We start from the raw sequence: 19522 nt of genomic DNA, 5'->3' as shown, positions 1-19522 counted from the left end.
GAAAGTTACATACGAAGCATGATCGACTTGGTCTGCGTGTAGGCCTCGATCGATTCCTGGCCGAATTCCCGCCCCCAGCCCGATTGCTTGTATCCGCCGAACGCCATGGCCGGATCGGATTCGCCGAATGTGTTGATCCACAGCCGCCCGGCCTTGAGCGCGCGCACCACCTTGTGCGCGCGAGCGACGTCGCGCGTCCATACCGCGGCGGAAAGGCCGTACGTGGTGTCGTTAGCCTGCAGCACTGCATCGTCCTCGTCCCTGAACGGGATGATCGACAGCACCGGCCCGAAGATCTCCTCCTGCGCGATCCGCATGCCGTTGCGCACGTTGTCGAACACCGTCGGCTCGACGAAGTAGCCCGCACCGCTCCATGCCTGGCCGCCGAGCCGCAATGTTGCACCGCTCTCCTGGCCCACGCCGATGTACGACCGGACGCGCTCGCGCTGCGTCGCCGAAATCAGCGGGCCGATCTTCGTATCGGCCGCGAACGGGTCGCCCGCCTTCCACGCGGCCGCCACCTGCGCCACGCGCTCCGCCACCTGCTCGTGGATGCTTTCCTGCACGAACAGCCGCGTGCCGGCCGAGCACACCTGGCCAGAGTTGCCGCAAAAGGTCTTCACGGCAGCCTGTACGGCCTTCTCGATGTCGGCGTCGGCGAACACCACGTTGGGCGCTTTCCCGCCGAGTTCCAGCGTGACCTTCTTCAGGTTCACCGTGGCGTCGCGCGTGATCTGCTTGCCGACCGCTGTCGAGCCTGTGAACGCGATCTTGTCCACGCCCTGGTGCTGCGCCAGCGCCGCGCCCGCCGTCGCGCCGAAACCCGGCAGCACGTTGATGACACCCGGCGGCAGGTCCGTTTCCTGGATCAGCTCCGCGAGACGAATTGAGCTGAGGCAGGCCAGCTCGGCGGGTTTGAGGATCAGCGTATTGCCGCAGCACAGCGCGTTCGCGAACTTGATCGCGGCCATCAGGATCGGCACGTTCCACGGGATGATCTGACCGCAGACGCCGAGCGGTTCGCGCAACGTGTAAATCAGCGTGCTGCCGTCCGACGGAATTGTGGTGCCGAGTACCTTGGAACACCATCCCGCGTAGTAGCGCACAATGTCCACCGTGGCGGTGACGGCGGCTTGCGCGAACCACAGCGGCATGCCGTTGTCGAGCGACTCGATTGCGGCCAGCTCGTCGATATGGGCCTCGATCTTGTCTGCGATCTTCAGCAGCGCGCGCGTGCGGGCATGGGGCGACAAGGCGGACCACGACGGCGCATCGAACGCCTTGCGCGCGGCGATTACCGCCGCGTCCACATCGGCGCTGTCGGCCTCGGCGACCCGGCAAAGCAGCTGTTCGGTCGCGGGGTTGATCGTCTCGAAGGTCTTGCCCGATACGGCATCGACCCAATGGCCGCCGATCAGCAGGCGCTTCGCGCCCTGCCCGATCCACGCGAGCGCTTTTGCACGGGCGGCTTGAGCCGTGTCAGTCACAGTCGTCATAACATCTCCGGTTGGTGTGGCTTGGTGCATCAGGCCAGCGGAACGTCGACGCTGGTCGACAGCACCGCACTCAACGGATTGGCGCGGCGCACCTCAGGATTGAAATCGGCAGGCGTCACGCACATGAACGGCGTGCGGCCATCCTCGCCGCCCAGCGCACATGCGTAGCAGTTGCGCTCGCCGGTCGAGAAGCAGGGTGAGCTCTCTCATTGTACCTATCGTTAGTTAGATTGATGGATGCAGCGTGAGCGAGGTAGGTGCGTTTTACCTGTCACGACGACCACCTTGACGCTCGGGTCGTCGACGAGGCCCCCCCAGACCAGAGTCGGCCCCCATTGCATCCGGTTGTTTTTGGCGTTCATGACTTCCGGACGATTGAGCGTGACAAGCGGGACGCCGTCCGGCTGGCCATCGAACAGGAGGAACTCGAAATCTTCGTATCTCATGTGTGGCCCAGTGACAATTCGAAACGGCGAGCAGGTGTGTCGAAGCCCGTCAGTGCAGTGGCCTGCGTCGGTTCGCGGAGCCGGGAAAGAAGGTATCGTCAAGTTACACTGCAATCTAACTAACAATCGTTATTCTATTTTGCTTGCCGTGATTTCCCATCAGGGAATCCCCGCATGCTGTCGTCAACCTCGCGTTTTCGGTGCGGGATTTCGAAGCACCGAACGCTTCGAACAAGATCATTGTGTAGCCGGCCGTGCGCGAGTGATTACCCCGTTGCGTTATCGGATCGCCGATGCCGGTGTGGCGTGTCCGTCTCCTTGAATGCTGCCGGGGTTCGCTCGAATGCCACCGGGCGACACAAAAACTAATGTTCGAGAGGAACGTACCTTAAGAGGGCGCGAGCCAGCGAGCCAAAACCCCAGTGTGGAACCCGCCGCGCGTGGTTGCCCGGCCGCACGATTGCCTGGATTTCTTGCTGACGGATCGCGAAACCGCCCGCAGAATGCCGCCGAACCGGACTTCGCCCGCATGATCACTGTACGGAAAATGTCGGCGCGGCGGGACAAATGGTCTCCCGCGACCGCAACGACGTGTTCGGCCACCCTACCGCTCGGTTTCTCGCGCCGCGTCGCCGCCGCATAACCGCGACTCGCGTGCTCCTCGAACGGCCGCGCACGCGGATGGGCCGACTCAGAGCGGCGGTGCCTCAGGTGAAGTCGAAAAATGATGCTGGCGTATCTTCCATTCGCCCAGTTGCAGTGCGATCACAAGCGTCGTGCGCAGACGCGAGCGGGACGTCTTGCCGTCACCGAGGACGAAGGCGAAATCTCCGTAGCCCTGCGCGAGAAAGCAATCGTCGCCCAACTGGATGAAGTGCTGCTCCACCAGCGCCAGCGTGGCCGACCGGATCACGCCATCGTACGACGCAAAGTACGTGCGAATCGCATCGCTCCCAGCCGAATGACCGGGCCTGCCGCCAAAAAACAGCGCATCGGCCGTGTAGATGCCGGTCAGTGCGTCGGGATTCCAGTCGCGCGCGGCCGCGTTCCACGCTGCCTGCACGATTGCAAGTGCGGCGCCAGGCTTATCGCTCGCTCCAACCATCGCATGCTCTCCTTTCCTTGCGCGCCAACAGGCGCCATTCCGGGATGCTTTCGTCGCGCTTCCCGTTCGCTACCGGCGCACGTCCTGCGCCCGATTTTGACAAAAACGATACGCGCCAGAGGTGGCGACATTGCGCTCGACGGTGTGCGTCGGTGCCGCGCCTCCGGTCACCGGCACCCGAACACGCCGTTTAGATCATAACTACGATTCGTTAGTCATCACGCCGGCCTGCGCGCGCTTTTCCGCATGATTCTCACGGCTCGCAATCGACGTCCCTCAGAATGAAAGACAGCGTGTCGGCCGCCACTTTCAGATCGGGCGCCACACGCTGGCGGATCGCAGCCATGTCCGGTTCGAGTTCCACCGCGCCGCAATTCAGCGCCATCAGTGTGCGAGTCCGACCGGCCACGATCGGCAATGCGACACCGTACGCGTTGCGCTGATATTCGCCGACCGACATGCACACGCCCGATTGCTTCAGATCCTCGAACGCCGCCTCCAGGTTCTCGCGAAAGGTGCCCGCATCGTCGCCCGCCGCGTCGAGCAGTTCGGCCACCAAGGGCTCGCGCATCGCAGCCGGCAGCCCGTACAGATACGCACGGCCAACCGCGGTCGTCGCCATCGGCAGCAGCGAGCCGACGCCAAGGCGCAGCGTCGCGATTCGGGCGCTCGCGCGCCACGCGATATACACCATGTCGAGCCGATGCGGGATCGCGAGCGCAACCGACAAATTTAGCTTGTCGGCCAGCTTCTGCATCATGGGAGCGACGAGGCGTGTGACGGGACTCGCTTCCAGATAGGCGTGACCAATGCCCAACGCGCCCGCACTAAGTTCGAACTGACGTCCGCCGCCGACCCTGCGCAGGTAGCCGATCGAGATCAGCGTCGTGGTCAGGCGCGATACCGTGGCCTTCGGCAGTCCGGTGCGGCGCACCAGTTCCGCGTTGGACAGGGGCGCGCGAGCCGCACGGAATGCGTGTAGCACCTCGAGGCCGCGTTCGACGGTCAGCGTGACGCCCTGCTGCTTGTCGGTCCTGTTCATGTCTCCGTCAGTCGATGATGACTGTCCGCTCCAGCAGTGCGAAGCCGTCCTCACCAGTTGGGCCCCGAGTTCGCGTTCGACGCGCGCACCACGCCCAATAGACGCGAGCACAAGCGGACTGTGATTCTCGACCGCCAGCGTTAGCCTGAGGATCGTCAGACCTGCGGCCACTCGTGGGCGGTGTGCTGATGACCGGAAACAGCGTCAGTCGTGTTGCCTGAAAAGCGGCGCGTGATCCATCCAGTCGTAGTCGGCGCTGCCGCCCGCCCACGCCCAGTTCGCAGAGCGCCGTCCGGGCCCGGGCACACGGACGATCGTTCGGGGTCCGTCGCATTTTCGCCGCGTGCTTTGGCGGGCGCGCTGGAATCAGTCATCGGGCTCTCCACGTTGCGCTTCATTGGGCATCGCGAACCATGTTGCGGGCAATCACGATCTGCTGGATCTGAGTCGTGCCCTCATAGATGCGGAACAGGCGCACATCGCGATAGAAGCGCTCGATCGCGTATTCCGCCATGTACCCGGCACCGCCGAAAATCTGCACCGCGCGATCGGCCACGCGGCCGCACATCTCGGATGCGAAGAGCTTCGCGCACGACGCCTCGGTGCTGACCGGCAGCTTGTCGTCGCGACGGCGCGCCGCATCGACCACCATGCAGCGGGCGGCGTAAATCTCGGCCTTGCTGTCGGCGAGCATCGCCTGCACCAGCTGGAAATCGGCGATCGGCTTGCCGAACTGCTTGCGCTCCATCGCATACGTCAGCGCCATCGACAGCATGCGCTCGGCGACGGCTACGCACACCGCCGCGATGTGAATGCGGCCCTTGTCGAGCACCTTCATCGCCGTCTTGAAACCCTGCCCTTCCTTCCCGCCGATCAGGTTCGCAGCCGGCACGCGCACATTGTCGAAGATTACGTCGCAGGTATGCGCGCCTTTCTGGCCCATCTTCTTGTCGCGCTTGCCGAAGCTGATGCCGGGTGTCTTCGCGTCGACGATGAACGCCGAGATGCCGCTCGAGCCCTGGTCGTCCGGATTGGTGCGGGCCATCAGGGTGAAGATGCCCGCATGCGGCGCATTTGTGATGAAGCGCTTGGTGCCGTTGATCACGTAGTCGTCGCCGTCGCGGGTCGCCGCGGTGCGAAGCGCCGCCGCGTCCGAGCCGGCTTCCGGCTCAGTCAACGCGAACGACGCGATCAGCTCACCGGTCGCGAGACGCGGCAGGTACTTCTGCTGCTGCTCGGGCGTGCCGTCGAACAGAATGCCCTGCGAGCCGATACCGACGGTGGTGCCCAGCAGCGACCGGAATACCGGCGCCGCGCGGCACAGCTCGAACACCGCGAGGACCTCTTCCTCCATCGTCAGCTCCAGCCCGCCAAAGCGCTCGGGAATAGTAAGGCCGAAGAGGCCCAGCGCCTTCATGTCGGCGACGATGTCGTCGGGAATCTCATCGGTTTCGGCAACGAGCTCCTCGTTGGGCACCAGCCGCTCGCGCACGAACCGGGCGATGGAGTCGAGCAGGCCGTTGAGCGTTTCTTGATCGCGAATCATGTCAGTGCGCCTGAAAAAGGTGGAGAACGTGACCAGATGCTGCCCCGGCAGCCCGCACGAAACAATTGCCCGGTCCAAAATGTTCCGAAGGATGAAATTGCGCCCGCACGGCCGGCATTGGCCGCCGCGACCGCTGCGGCCCGGGCACCTGCCAAGGTACGGAACAATCTCTGTCCATCCATTGACCGGCAGCACGAGCGGTTCCATCGTGGCAACTCGATTCCACTGCCGTCACGTTCGCCATGCCGCTCCAGCCTGATCATCTGCTGTCCCGTCCGTTTCCGCCCGTCGTGCATGACTATTCGCTGCGCGATACGCAACTCTATGCGCTCGGCGTGGGCCTCGGTGCCGATCCGCTCGACGTGGAGCAATTGCGTTACGTGTACGAAGGCCGGGACGGCGTGTCGCTGCGCACGCTGCCCACCATGGCGAACGTGCTCGCATATCCGGGTTTCTGGGCACGCGAGCCGGACACCGGCATCACCTGGCAAAAGATCCTGCACGCGGAGCAGGAGGTCAGGATTCACGCGCCCTTGCCGGCCAGCGGCCGGGTCACGGGTACCACGCGCATCACCGGCCTGTGGGACAAAGGCGCAGACAAGGGCGCGTTCCTGCAGCAGACGCGTGAGATCGCCGATGCCGACACAGGCCGTCTTCTTGCGACCGTCGTGCAGTTGAGCCTGCTGCGCGGCGACGGCGGCTTCGGCGAAGGCGGCAGCACAAGCGCGCTGCCGGCGCCGCATGCGATGCCCGACGGCGCGCCCGATCACGTCTGCAAGCTGACCACGCCCGCGCAGTTGGCGCTGATCTACCGCCTGAGCGGCGATCTGAACCCGCTGCACGCCGACCCGACGGTAGCTTCGGCGGCTGGATTCGGCCGCCCGATCCTGCACGGCATGGCGGTGATGGGAGTGGCCGCGCACGCGGTGCTGCGCACGGTGCTGGCCTACGACGACACGCGCTTCGCGGGTATGCGCGTGCGCTTTACCGCGCCGGCGTGGCCGGGCGACACGCTGTGCACGGAGATGTGGCTGCGCGGCAGTACGGTTTCACTGCGCGTCACGGCCGTGGAGCGCAACGTGGTGGTTCTGACCAACGCGCGGGTCGACCTGCGCTGAAACGCAATTCTTCAGGAGACACATATGGATCTGGGTTTGACCGGCAAGGTCGCGATCGTCACCGGCTCGGCGCGCGGTCTTGGCGCCGCCACGGCGCGCCGGCTCGCGCAGGAAGGCGCGAGCGTGGTCGTCACCGACATCAATGCAGAACTCGCGCAAGCCACCGCGAAAGCGCTGCGAGACGATGGACTGGCGGCGCACTGCATCGTCGGCGACATCACCCGCGCGGCCGACGTGCAGCGCCTCGTCGATGAAACGGTCGCGCATTTCGGCGGCGTGCACATTCTCGTGAATAACGCGGGCGCGCCGCGCGATAAGTACCTCGTAAAGATGAGCGAGGACGACTGGGACTTCGTCATGACCGTGATGCTCAAGGGTGCGTTCCTCGCCGCGCGCGCGGTGATGCCGCACTTCATCGAGCAAGGCTGGGGCCGGCTGATCAACATCAGCTCGCGCGCGCATCTGGGCAACCCGACGCAAGCCAACTACTCTGCCGCCAAGGCCGGCCTGATCGGCATGGCCAAGGCGCTGTCGATGGAAGAAGGCCGCTACGGCATCACCGCGAACTGCGTCGCGCCGGGTTTCATGGAAACAGAAATGGTGCAGGCGCTCCCGACCTACGAAACGATCAAGGAGCGCGCGGTGGCCGCGCAGCCGATCAAACGCGTCGGGCGTCCGGACGACATCGCCGACGCGGTGGCGTTCCTTGCCAGCGAGCGCGCCGGCTTCATCAGCGGCGAGGTGCTGCACGTCACGGGCGGCCGCTACGGCTGATCGGGCGGCGGCACCACAACGACCATGGCCGCCCGGCGCGGGACACGCGAGAAGGAGCGGCCGGATATTGAACACTCACAAGGCATTCGAAATGAAACGAGCAGCCATCGTCTCTCCGCTGCGCACCCCAGTGGGCGGGTTTGGCGGAACGTTGAAGGGCGTTCCCGTCGAGGAACTTGGCGCGACTGTTGCGCGCGCCGTCGTCGAGCGTACCGGGCTCGACCCGGCGCGCATCGACGACGTCGTGTTCGCGCAAAGCTATGCGAGCGGCGAAACCCCCTGCACCGGGCGCTGGGTAGCCTTGCAGGCAGGCTTCCCAATCGAAGTGGCCGGCATGCAGTTGGACCGGCGCTGCGGCGGTGGCGTGCAGGCGCTGGCCACCGCGGCGATGATGGTGCAGACTGGGGCGGCCGATCTGGTGATGGCCGGCGGCGTCGAGAGCATGAGCAACGTCGAGTTCTATACGACCGACATGCGCTGGGGCAAGCGTGCGGGTTCGGTCACGATGCACGACCGGCTCGACCGCGGCCGTGAACGCTCGCAGCCGGAGAGCCGCTTCGGTCGCATCAGCGGCATGATCGCGACGGCCGAGACACTGGCCCGCGAGTACGACATCACGCGCGACGCATCCGACCAGTTCGCCGCGCGCAGCCACCGGCGCGCGGCCGTCGCTCAGCAGGCTGGCTATTTCGATGCCGAGATCGTTCCCGTGTCGGTGCCGCAGCGCAAGGGCGACGCGCTAATCGTCGCGCACGACGAAGGCGTGCGTGGAGACACGACACCCGACAGCCTGGCGAAGCTGCGCACCATCATGAAGGACGGCGTCGTCACGGCCGGCAATGCATGCCAGCAGAACGACGCGGCCGCCGCCTGCCTGATCGTCGCCGAGGACAAACTGGATGAGCTCGGCCTCACGCCGATCGGCTGGCTGGTCGGCTGGGCCGCCGCCGGCTGCGACCCGGCGCGCATGGGCATTGGCCCCGTGCCCGCCGTGCAGAAGGTGCTGGCGCGCACGGGCCTGACGTTCGACCAGATGGACCTGATCGAGCTCAACGAAGCGTTCGCGTGCCAGGCACTGGCCTGTGTCAAGGGCTGGGGGAGCTCGATGGACGCGCTCGAGGACAAGCTCAACGTGAACGGCTCGGGCATCTCGCTGGGCCACCCGGTGGGCGCGACGGGCGTTCGCATCATGACCACGCTGCTGCACGAGATGCAGCGCCGCAAGGTCCGCTACGGCCTTGAAACGATGTGCATCGGTGGCGGGCAGGGCATCGCGATGGTTGTCGAGCGCGCATAAGTAAGGAGACCGATTATGAACAACCATGAAATCGGCCGCGCGTGGCAACCCGGCCAGCGCGAGCTGGAGAACGCCGGCGTCGTGACGCTGATGCGTGCCCTGGGCATACCGTCCTATGACGAACTGATGCGCGTTTCGATCAACGAGCCCGAGCGCTACTGGCATACCGTGATGCGTGAATGCGCGATCGCGTGGGACGTGCCGCCCACGGGCTACGTAAATCTGTCGCGCGGCCCGCAGTTTCCGAGCTGGTTCCCCGGCGGCAAACTCAACTGGGTCAATACCATCTACGGCTGGGCGCGCCACCCCGCCACTGCGCAGCAGAGGGCCGTGGTCGCCGAGCGCGAGGACGGCAGCGTGAGCGAGCTGACCTACGCGGAGCTGGAACAGCGCGTGCGCGATTTTGCGGCGGGTCTCGCGCAGCGCGGCGTAAAACAGGGCGACCGCATCGGCCTCCTGATGGAAAACGGCATCGAGGCGACCGTCTCTCTGCTCGCGATCGTGCATCTGGGCGCGCTAGTCGTGCCGCTGTTCAGTGGCTTCGGCGTCGATGCGATCGTGGCCCGCCTGTCGGCTGCCGAGGCGCGCATCGTGATCGCGTCCACCGGCTTCTCGCGCCGCACCAAGCGTGTGGACGTAGAGGGCGCATTGCGCGACGCGTGGCGTCAGTTGCCGCTGCTCGAACACGTGATCTGGAAGCGCGGCGAAGGCGACACCGCGCGGGACGCGGGGGACGCACGCGACGTCGACTGGCAGGAAACGGCGAACGCCGCACCCGGGCAGGCAATCGCACCAGTGTCCGTCACGCCCGATACGCCGTTCATGGTGATCTACACCTCGGGCACCACCGGCAAGCCCAAGGGCGTGGTCCATACGCATGGCAGCTTCCCGATCAAGATCGCGCACGATTCGCTAGTTCACTTCGACGTGCATCCCGGCGACGTTTACTGCTGGCCCGCCGACATGGGCTGGATTGCCGGCACGCTGGTGTTGGGCTGCGCGTTGCTGCGCGGCGCGACGATGGTGTGCTACGACGGCGCGCCGGACTATCCCGACTGGTCGCGCATGTCGCGCGTGGTAGAACGCCACCGCGTCACGCACTTCGGCTCTGCGCCCACGCTGATCCGTGGGATGGCCAGTCACGAGGCGCTGGCGCTCGCGGGCGATCGCTCCACCGTACGGTTGCTGATCACGGCGGGCGAAGGCATCGCGCCCGAGCATTTCAACTGGTTCCTGCAGCGCTTCGGCGATGGCACGGCGCCCGTCATCAACTACACGGGCGGCACTGAGGCGTCGGGCGCGCTGCTCGCGAGCGTCCCGATCCGGCCGATTCCGCCGAGCGGGTTTAACACAGTCTCGCCCGGCGTGGCCGCAGACGTGGTGAATGCCGACGGCCGGAGTGTGACCGGCGAAGTCGGTGAGTTGGCGATCCGCGCGCCGTTCGTCGGCATGACACAGTCGTTCTGGCGCGACGACGATCGCTATCTGGAAACCTACTGGCAGACGATCCCGGGAATCTGGGTGCACGGCGATCTCGCGCTGCGCACGGCCGACGGCAACTATTTCATGATGGGCCGCTCCGACGACACGCTGAAGGTCGCCGGCAAGCGCCTGGGGCCGGCCGAGGTGGAGGAAGTCGTGCTGGAACTGTCCGAGGTGGCCGAAGTGGCCGCGATCGGCGTGGCAGATGCCGACAAGGGCCAGAAGCTCGTCGTCTTCATCGTGCCGAACCCCAACACCTGCGTCGCAGGGGCCAATCTGGAAGCCATCGTGTCGGGCCACATCGACAAGCGTCTCGGCCGCCCGTTCCGGCCTGGCCGCGTGCACGTGGTCGCGCAGCTACCCAAGACCCGTAGTTCGAAGATCATGCGGCGGGTGATCCGCAGTGTGTACTGCGGGCAGCCGCCTGGCGACCTGTCGTCACTCGACAATCCCAGCGCGCTCGACGAAGTGCGCGCGGCCTCGGCCTCCGCCTGACTGAACCGTAAACGAAACATGAAAGTACTCGAAGGCATCAAGGTCCTCGATTTCGGACGCTTCATCGCCGGGCCGTTCTGCTCGGCGCTGCTGGCCGACTATGGTGCGGACGTCATCCGCATCGACCGCGTCGGCGGCGGCGAAGATCGCTTCATCCTGCCCGTGACCGAACAGGGCGAAGGCGCGCTGTTCCTGCAGGTCAACCGCAACAAGCGCTCGATGACGCTCGATCTCGACAGCGCCGAGGGGCGCGACATCGTGCGCAAACTGGTCGCGGACGCCGACGTGGTGATCGCCAACATGCCACCGCGCACTCTCAAGAGTCTCGGGCTCGATTACGACAGCCTGTGCGCGATCAAGCCCGACATCATCCTCGTCGCGTCGAACGCGTTCGGCAACAGCGAGGCTGTGCGGGACCGTGTGGGGTTCGACGGCGTCGGCCAGGCACTAAGTGGCGCCGTCTACATTTCAGGCACGGCCGACCGGCCTCAAAAGGCGATGGTGCCGGTGGTGGACTTCGCCACGGCATTTTCGTGTGCGCTCGGCGTGATGCTGGCGCTGTACGAACGCCGGCGCAGCGGCCTCGGTCAGGAAGTCAGCGCGTCATTGCTATGCACAGGCCTGAACATGGCCAGCGGCGCGCTGATCGAGGAGGCGTTGCTGGGACTGGATCGCCGCGCCACGCTGAACCGCGCATCCGGCTATGCGCCATCCGACATCTTCAAGGCAACCGATGGCTGGTTTATCACGCAGGTCATCGGCCGTCCCATGTTCACGCGTTGGACCCAGCTGGTGGGCCGGCCGGAACTCCTCGACGATCCACGCTTCGCCGACGATACGCTGCGCGGCGAAAACGGCGAGTTCCTGAGCGACGTCATGAGCGCATGGTGCGCAGACAAGACGATCGCCGAGGTTCTCGCCGCGCTAGAACAGGCGCGTATCCCGGCCAGCCCTGTCAATTCGCCGCGTCAGGCACTGGAGGACGAAACCATCAAGGCCGCTGATGTGATTCGCTGGATGGATTACCCGGGCGCGCCGAAGCCGGTGCCCATCTTCGCGACACCGGTCTCCCTGTCGCGCACGCCGCCGGAGATCCATACGAGGCCGCCACTGACCGGTGAGCATACAGATGAGATCCTCGCGAGCATTGGGCTGGATACGCGCGCGATAGCAGATCTTCGGGAGCGCAAGATCGTGTGACCGAACCGGCAGCCTCGTAACGCGCACTCCTGTCGCAACGGCGGAGTGCACAATCCCTCCGCTGCCATTTCACATGCAAACAGCCCGCGCGAGTCAGCGATGCATTGCTCGCCCGCTAGCGCGGCGCGAAGCCGCCCCGCTCCCGGCCCCGCCATGGCCCGCGCACCATTAATGCGCCGGGCGTCATCGAATGTCGCCACAAAAGGGACACCGGCATTTCGCCGATTACTCTCGAGTCGAATTTCAACTAAATTCGTGAGCCACACTTGACAATCGAATCATGGACCCGTCCCAGCTCCCTTCCCTCGCATGGTTCATGCACATCGCGCACCATCTCAGCTTCACTAAGGCTGCCGCAGAGATGGGCGTGTCGCGCGCCGCACTGTCGCAAAACCTGAAAGCGCTCGAGCGGCAATTGAACGTGAAACTGCTGTACCGCACTACGCGCGACATGTCGCTGACCGAGGACGGTCAACGGCTATACGACACGCTGCGGCCGGCATTCGGGTCGATTGAAACAGCGATCCGCAACCTGCACGAAGTCCGGCACGAACCGTCCGGGCTGCTGCGCATCAACACGTCGAGGGTGGCCGCACGAAAACTTGTCGAACCGCACCTGGGGGAATTCATGGCGCGCTATCCGTTGCTGCGCGTCGAACTCGTGATGAACGACGGACTATCGAACATCATCGCCGATGGCTGCGACGCGGGCATCCGGCTCGGTGAGAGTCTCGCCGAACACATGGTGGCCGTGCCGATAACGCCGATGCTCCAAATGGCCGTGGCCGGTTCGCCAGACTATTTCGCGCGCCACGGCGCGCCGGGCACGCCGGCGGAACTGATCGGGCACAACTGCTTGTGCTATCGACACACTACGAGCGGCGCGATCTTTCGCTGGGAGTTTACGTCGTCCGAGATCGAGGGCCATGCGTTCGCAGTTGAACCGCAAGGCAGCGTCGTCACGAATGACGACGACGGCATGATTCGCGCCGCGCTGCAGGGGATCGGCCTGATCCAGCACCAGGACATCGCGTTGCGTGAATACCTCGATGCCGGCACGCTGGTGCGCGTGCTCGAACCGTGGTGCAAGCCGTTTCCCGGCTACTACCTGTACACGCCGTCGCGCGAGCAGATGCCGGCGAAGGTGCGCGCCCTGATGGATTTTCTCGTCGAGAAGCGCGAACATCTCACCCTCGCCATGGTGCAGCATACGGAAAAACCGGCGACGCCGGTCGCCGCGTTCAAGCCCCGCAAGCGACGGGCAAGACGGGCATGAGCTGTCGCATATAAGGACGGCGGGTTCGCCGGTCAGGCTTTGCCGTGCTGCGCGAAATCGTGCACGGATGCGGCCAGCGACGGCGATTCCGTGCGATAACGGTACTGCATCCACCGCTCCATCCACAGCCCGTCGTTCAGCGGCATCTCCAGCGCGCGGCGGGTCATGTGCTTCATCGCCGCGAGCGCATCGGCGTCGGTCCGCGCGATGTCGCCGGCGAGCCGCATCGTCGCGGCGTCGAGCTCACCGGCGCTGACCGCCAGCGACGCGAGCCCCATTCGCTCCGCGTCGCGGCCTGACATGCGTCGCCCCGTGACGAGGTAGTACATCGCGCGCGCGAGCCCGATCTTGCGTGGCAGCCGCTGCGAGCCGCCGCCACTCGGCAGCAGGTTGCGCTGCAAATGCCCGTCGCCGAGTTCCGCGTTTTCGTCGACGACCACGATGTCCGAGGCTAGCGCCAGTTCGAACCCGCCCGCCACCGCATAACCGTTGACCGACGCAATCACAATCTGCCGCGACGCCTCCATCAGCGCGAACGTGTCCTGCATCAGATCCTGGTGCCGCATGTGCGCGGCGGCGTCCGCGAGCACGCCGCTCGCGAGCCATTTCAGGTCGTTGCCCGCGCAGAACGCCCGGCCGCTGCCGCGAATCACGATCACACGGATATCGCGACCCGGATCGCCGGCTGTTCGCACAGCGTCATTCAGTGCCGCGAGCGTCGCGCCGTCGAGTGCATTCATCCTTTCGGCGCGATTCAGCGTGACGACCCGGATGCCGGGCGTCGAATCGTCTGTCAACAGCGTGTTCGTCATGTTGTCTCCTCGTGCCCGCGAAGCGATTTGCGACGGCCGTCGCGTAGCCGCCTGTTCTGAATGTTCTCGGTCAAGATGCGTCCCGATCGAGAGGAGGCACGTCATGGGTGCTTTTCCTGGCCGAAAAATAACTGGCAGGACGCCGTTGCAGGACGATCTTTACGCCGATACGGGATGAGGGAAGAAACGCATACGCGTCTCCTCATATTGCGACGATCCGTTGTTTTTGGAACGTTTTAGAACTTATGTCGGATTCCGATGCGCGCGGCCAATTGACGGTCGTTCGCCGACGCGGTGACATTGCTGATTGCTGCGACCGCAGGCCTATTTCTCGAATCCGTTCCCGAGGCCTTCTGATAGACACCGATAAAGTAAACGTCCGTGCGTTTCGACAGGTAATAGTCCGCGCCAATTGAACCTTGGTAGTACTTTGCGCCTCCGCTGCGCGTGCCATTCGCCTCAGTCATGTCGCTCCGGTCCGTGTAATCGAACGCGGCACCCATCAAAAAAGTCGGCGTGAATTGATACTTGAAGTTAATTTCGGCGTTATTGAAGGTCGCCGTGTCGCCCTTGCGGAAAGCTGATGGCGCGTCCGCCCCCAGGTTGGCAAACTTCGTGTTCGAATAGGTCGCGCCGATGGTAGCTGCTCCGAACGTGTACGCTCCACCAGCCCCGATCACCTGATATGTGTTCGCCGAGGTATATCCGCTGAACACAGGCGTCGTCACAACGGATGCCACACCCGTCGACTGGTTGTTCCCAAACAAGCCGTTTGCCTGGCCGGGTTGTCGTGCATTCAGATATCCGACGCCAAGGACAAGGGGACCGTTGTTGTAACTAGCACCCAACGACCAGATCTGGTTACCAGTAAAGTTACCCGCTTGACCACCGAAGCTGTACGTCCCACCGAACCTGAGACCGCCATAGTCCGCGCTCGTGTACTTGACCGTGTTGTTGGTGCGGAAATCGTTATTAAAGTTGTCCACGTCCCCCGGGTGAGCGGCGAGATACCCGCCCCACTGGTCGCCCGCCTCCAACAGACCCACATAGTCGACGACCGAGTCGTACTGACGACCCAGCGTGACCGTACCGAACCGGCTTGAGATCCCGACGTAAGCCTGACGGCCGAACATAAGACCACCCTGCCCCAGCTTGCCGCTATTCAGATCGAACCCGTTTTCCAGTACGAAGATAGCCTTCATACCGCCGCCGAGATCTTCCGCGCCGCGCAAGCCGAATCGCGAGCCTTGCAGCACGCCGCTCGTCAAGTTGTACAGGTGCTTGCCGCCCGCGTTGGTGTTGATGTTGAAGCCTTCATCGACGATACCGTACAGAGTCACGCTGCTCTGCGCGTGAGCACCGCCTGCAAATACACCAACTGCTGCCAAAGCAAAAATTGACTTCTTCATCGAATGTCTCCAAGAGTGTTTTGGTTTTTTTCAGCCTACGCCCTGATTTCCAGAATCAACTTCCCGAGAAGCACAGGCTCAGCTAATTCATGGTGTGCGCCGCCTCAACTTGCCGTCAACGGCCACGGCGAATCATTCCGTGCATTGAAAAATGTCCGGTCCGAACAGACTCGAACAGTAGTACTCAATAGCGACCGTTTGCTCCATCAACGCTAAGCACCATCTTGTTCGCATTCCGAATTTCCAATACTTAAATCGCGCCAAAGGCGAGCCACCCTCCACAACGCTATGCCCGGGATGAGACTTCTTGCTATCCGCTTGTCGCACTTATCTTCTCGATGACCCTGTCCGGCAAAAGGAACGTGCCACGGTTCGGCCACGCCAGCCGCATAACTGGCGATGAACATCTTGTGCAGCGCCTCAGACGACAGGAGGTATTACCAAACTCGAACGATCACGGATGTGCCGAACGCTCGGGCCATTGGCATCACGAATAGGGATTAATACCCATGGCGACCTCCACATCCCAAGTACGAAACTAACACTAGTTAGTCGATCTGCAAGATCACAGCAGCTTTCGTTCGCGATGTCGGCCGCCACGTGCCGCACACATCGCGTGGCCAAGGTGAGAGTGATCCATCGCCTACCGAACCTTTCCCCATAGGATTGCATTGTGTCCGACACGATCATTGAACAGCTCGCGGATTTCACCGCTCAAACCGACTACGAACGGCTGCCGCATGCCGTCGTCGAAGAATGCAAACGCATCCTGCTCGACTCGATCGGTTGCGCCGTGGCGGCGATCGGTGAACCGAAAGGGCGCATCGGTATCGACTACGCCCGAGTAATGGGCGGCAATGACGATGCGGCCATCATCGGAACCGGCGAACGTGCGTCGATCTTCGGCGCCGCGTTCGCCAACGGCGAGCTGATCAACGCGCTCGACATGGACGCAGTTGTGCCGCCTGGGCACGTCACGCCTTACGTGTTGCCGGGCGCACTCGCTGTCGGCGAGGCGCGGCACGCGACCGGTAAAGCGCTGATCGAAGCCATCGCGCTCTCGCACGAAATGTCGTACCGTCTCGGCAAGGCGATGGATTATCTACGCGATACGAAAGATGGCAAGGTGTCCCCACCGCCCGTCTATGGGTACAGCAGCACCGTATTTGGCGCGACGGCTGCCATCGTGAAATTAAAGCAGTTGCGGGCAGAGGTACTCCCGAACGCGCTCGGCATCGCCGGCAGCATCTCGCCGGTGAATTCGCAGGTAGCCTGGTTCCAGCATGCACCGAGTTCAACCATTAAGTACCTGCTGGCCGGCGCGCTCACGCAGACAGCGATGACCGCGGCTCACATGGCCGAACTCGGGCATCGAGGCGACGTGCGGATCCTCGACGATCGAGAATATGGCTTCCCCCGCTTCATTGGTACGCGGCGCTGGGAAGCCGACCGCATAACTACAGCGCTCGGCACGGAGTGGCTGTTCCCGACGGAGCAAGCGTACAAACCGTACCCACATTGCCGAATTCTTCATGCGCTGCTGGACAGCCTGACGGACATCGTCGAAACGCACGACATCGCGCCGCAAGAGATCGACGGCATCAAGGCGTGGGTGGAGGGTTTTGTGGAGCAGCCGGTTTGGCTGAACCGCGAGATCGAACACGTCCACGACGCGCAGTTCAGTATCGCGCACGGACTGGCACTCGGCGCGCATCGCGTACCACCGGGGAAGGCGTGGCAGGATCCTGAGCTGGTGTTCGGCCGCTCCGTGATGGAGCTAATGGATAAGGTCTCGCACGAGGTGCATCCGAATTACGTTGAATTGCTGTCCGGGCACGCCGCCAGCCGCCCGGCGAAGATCGAAGTCTCGGCACGCGGCCAGACGTTTGTCGGCGAGCGGCGCTATCCGAAGGGCAGCCCGTCACCGGATGCGGCGAGCCTGATGACCAACGAAGAACTCATCGCCAAGTTCCGACGCAATACCGAAGATCTAATGTCCGGCAATCGCATCGATGATGTAATCGGCGCCGTCTTCAATCTCGAGGACGCCGGCGATGTCGCGCCGATGATGCGTCTGCTCAGTCCGGACAAGAGGCCGTCGCAGTCGCGCAAACGGAGCATCGGCTAATCATGACTGCCCCCAACTTGCTTCGACGCCAGACACGGCACGATGAGATATCGGCCGCATGCCTGCCGACCTGTATTTGCCGCCCATGGATGCTAGTCGGACTGTTGTCTATTCCCTACTCGTTCGCGCATCTAAACAGTCAGGCACTTGATTGCATGACCAGTCCTGCAGACCTATTGCCGCTGCTCAACGACTGAAAGACTGCACTTCGATGATGACGACTTCGACGAAAACAGGCGCGTGTCCGTCGTACGCGCCCGACCCGATGCATATCTGGAGAAGCGCGGACGGCGTACGGCTGGCCGGCGACTCGTGGGGCGACCCGGACGGCACGCCAGTCATCCTCCTGCACGGCGGCGGGCAGACCCGCCACGCATGGAGCGAAACGGGCCGCGCGCTGGGCGCGGCCGGTTTTTACGCCGTCGCCTTCGACGCGCGGGGCCACGGCGACTCGGACTGGTCGCCGACTTGTAACTACAGTCAAGGCGCGATGGTCCGCGATCTCGAAGGCATCGCCGCCAGACTGGCAAAGCGCCGGCCGATGCTCGTCGGCGCAGGATTGGGCGGCGGCATAAGCCTTCTTGCGGTCGGAGAAGGCTACCTTGACGCCAATGCGCTCGTGCTCATCAATATCGCGCCGTCTATCGAACCCATTGGCGTTTCGCGCCTGCAGTCGTTCATGCGGCAGCAGCCCAATGGTTTTGACTCGCCCGAGGAAGCTGCCGACGCGATCCGGCACTACCGCTCGCATCCGCGCCGCGCGTTTGCGCCCGACGTCCTGACGCGCAGCCTGCGGTGCGGCGAGGACGGCAAATATCACTGGCATTGGGATCCGCACTTCCTGTCGTGGCCGCGCGATCTCGCTCGCCGCCACAAGCGTTTTTCCGCCAGCGCACGAAAATTGAAGCTGCCGACGCTGCTTATCCGCGGGGAAGGTTCGGAGATCGTCACCAAAGCAAGTGTGGATGAGTTCCTGCGCCTCTGTCCGCACGCGGAATATGCGGACATTCAGGACACCGGCCACATGGTTGCGGGAGAACGCAACGATGCATTCGGTAACACCGTGCTTCGGTTTCTCACGCGCCAAGCTCAGCCGATGAGGGGCCGCTGCGCCGCGCGGTTACCTGACCGAAACGGCATCGCATCGAAGTTTCAGGCAGGTCAGTAAAGCTGAAAAAGCGGCGCGTTCGACGCCGCTCGATTGATGTGTGTCTATGATCACCACATGATCCACGGCTCACGAGCGCCACGCTGATCTATCGACGGCTTCACATGTTCGGATAATTCGGCCCGCCGCCGCCTTCAGGCGTGACCCACACGATGTTCTGGGTCGGGTCCTTGATGTCGCAGGTCTTGCAGTGCACGCAGTTCTGCGCGTTGATCACGAGCCGCTCGCTGCCGTCGTCGTTCTTGACGAATTCATAAACTGCGGCCGGGCAGTAACGCGACTCCGGACCGGCATAGGTCTGCCAGTTCACGTTCACCGGCACCGTCGGATCTTTCAGCGTCAGATGCGCGGGCTGGTTCTCTTCGTGATTCGTGTTTGAGATGAACACCGAAGACAACCGGTCGAACGTGAGCTTGCCATCCGGCTTNGGATANACGATCGGCTTGCACTGNGAGGCAGGCTTCAGCATCTCGTGATCCCAATGCTGGTGATGCAGCGTCCACGGCACGTTGCCGCCCAGCAGCTTCTGTTCGATGCCGACCATCAGCGTGCCCAGGTACAGGCCCTTGCTCATCCACTGCTTGAAATTGCGGGCCTTGTATAGCTCGGTATGCAGCCAGGAAGTCTTGAAGCTCTCCGGATAGGCCGTGAGTTCATCGCTCGTGCGGCCCGCCTGCACGGCTTCGAAAGCGGCTTCGGCGGCGAGCATGCCGGTCTTGATCGCCGCA

16 protein-coding genes are annotated in these 19522 nt (G+C 63.7%); 8 read left to right on the top strand and 8 right to left on the bottom strand.

The genetic code is table 11. The annotated features are described in order from the left end of the window. Positions 1–5: 5 nt before the first annotated feature. The 5 genes from A3AC_RS0124430 to A3AC_RS0124405 form a co-directional block, all read right to left on the bottom strand. Positions 6–1496 carry an aldehyde dehydrogenase family protein gene (locus A3AC_RS0124430; RefSeq protein WP_025602088.1) on the bottom strand — a complete coding sequence of 497 codons (1491 nt, stop codon included), beginning with the start codon at positions 1494–1496 and terminating at the stop codon, positions 6–8. A gap of 221 nt (positions 1497–1717) precedes the next feature. Further along, on the bottom strand, positions 1718–1942 hold the full coding sequence (locus A3AC_RS0124420) for a hypothetical protein (protein ID WP_025602087.1): 225 nt from the start codon (positions 1940–1942) through the stop codon (positions 1718–1720). Positions 1943–2633: 691 nt separating this feature from the next. Continuing rightward, positions 2634–3047, bottom strand: coding sequence for a YybH family protein (locus A3AC_RS0124415; protein WP_025602086.1), 414 nt, complete (start codon positions 3045–3047; stop codon positions 2634–2636). Between the two features lie 253 nt (positions 3048–3300). After that, the gene (locus tag A3AC_RS0124410; protein WP_025602085.1) at positions 3301–4089 is read right to left on the bottom strand and encodes an IclR family transcriptional regulator; all 789 of its coding nucleotides are present in this window, start codon (positions 4087–4089) and stop codon (positions 3301–3303) included. Positions 4090–4483: 394 nt separating this feature from the next. Continuing rightward, positions 4484–5635, bottom strand: coding sequence for an acyl-CoA dehydrogenase family protein (locus A3AC_RS0124405; protein WP_025602084.1), 1152 nt, complete (start codon positions 5633–5635; stop codon positions 4484–4486). A gap of 242 nt (positions 5636–5877) precedes the next feature. Between A3AC_RS0124405 and A3AC_RS0124395 the strand changes: the two genes are divergently transcribed. From A3AC_RS0124395 to A3AC_RS0124370, 6 genes are all read left to right on the top strand, one after another. After that, positions 5878–6753: a MaoC/PaaZ C-terminal domain-containing protein gene (locus tag A3AC_RS0124395; RefSeq protein ID WP_025602083.1), complete on the top strand. Its 876-nt coding sequence runs from the start codon at positions 5878–5880 to the stop codon at positions 6751–6753. Between the two features lie 24 nt (positions 6754–6777). Continuing rightward, on the top strand, positions 6778–7527 hold the full coding sequence (locus A3AC_RS0124390) for an SDR family NAD(P)-dependent oxidoreductase (RefSeq protein ID WP_025602082.1): 750 nt from the start codon (positions 6778–6780) through the stop codon (positions 7525–7527). A gap of 91 nt (positions 7528–7618) precedes the next feature. Further along, complete coding sequence (locus A3AC_RS0124385) at positions 7619–8824, top strand: acetyl-CoA C-acetyltransferase (protein WP_025602081.1); 1206 nt, start codon at positions 7619–7621, stop codon at positions 8822–8824. Positions 8825–8839: 15 nt separating this feature from the next. Continuing rightward, positions 8840–10801, top strand: a complete 1962-nt coding sequence (locus A3AC_RS0124380; protein WP_035475784.1) for an AMP-binding protein — start codon at positions 8840–8842, stop codon at positions 10799–10801. Between the two features lie 18 nt (positions 10802–10819). Then, complete coding sequence (locus A3AC_RS0124375) at positions 10820–12001, top strand: CaiB/BaiF CoA transferase family protein (RefSeq protein ID WP_025602079.1); 1182 nt, start codon at positions 10820–10822, stop codon at positions 11999–12001. A gap of 280 nt (positions 12002–12281) precedes the next feature. Further along, on the top strand, positions 12282–13277 hold the full coding sequence (locus tag A3AC_RS0124370; RefSeq protein ID WP_025602078.1) for a LysR family transcriptional regulator: 996 nt from the start codon (positions 12282–12284) through the stop codon (positions 13275–13277). 32 nt (positions 13278–13309) lie between these two features. On the opposite strand, the gene A3AC_RS0124365 is transcribed toward A3AC_RS0124370, so the two are convergent. Both A3AC_RS0124365 and A3AC_RS0124360 read right to left on the bottom strand, forming a co-directional pair. Next, positions 13310–14089 carry an enoyl-CoA hydratase/isomerase family protein gene (locus A3AC_RS0124365; protein WP_025602077.1) on the bottom strand — a complete coding sequence of 260 codons (780 nt, stop codon included), beginning with the start codon at positions 14087–14089 and terminating at the stop codon, positions 13310–13312. 236 nt (positions 14090–14325) lie between these two features. Beyond that, positions 14326–15498, bottom strand: coding sequence for a porin (locus A3AC_RS0124360; RefSeq protein ID WP_025602076.1), 1173 nt, complete (start codon positions 15496–15498; stop codon positions 14326–14328). Between the two features lie 673 nt (positions 15499–16171). On the opposite strand from A3AC_RS0124360, the gene A3AC_RS0124355 reads away from it, so the two are divergent. Beyond that, positions 16172–17626, top strand: coding sequence for an MmgE/PrpD family protein (locus A3AC_RS0124355; RefSeq protein ID WP_025602075.1), 1455 nt, complete (start codon positions 16172–16174; stop codon positions 17624–17626). A 211-nt stretch (positions 17627–17837) separates the two neighbouring features. Further along, positions 17838–18794, top strand: coding sequence for an alpha/beta fold hydrolase (locus A3AC_RS0124350; protein ID WP_332261493.1), 957 nt, complete (start codon positions 17838–17840; stop codon positions 18792–18794). Positions 18795–18894: 100 nt separating this feature from the next. Here the strand turns inward: A3AC_RS0124350 and A3AC_RS0124345 are convergent. Continuing rightward, on the bottom strand, positions 18895–19522 hold a 628-nt coding region (locus A3AC_RS0124345), incomplete at its 5' end, for a 4Fe-4S dicluster domain-containing protein (RefSeq protein ID WP_025602073.1).

Source organism: Burkholderia sp. WSM2230, assembly GCF_000472445.1.
GTDB lineage: Bacteria > Pseudomonadota > Gammaproteobacteria > Burkholderiales > Burkholderiaceae > Paraburkholderia.
The sequence above is the reverse complement of the archived record's forward strand: the minus strand, read 5'-3'. Positions and strand labels throughout refer to the sequence as shown.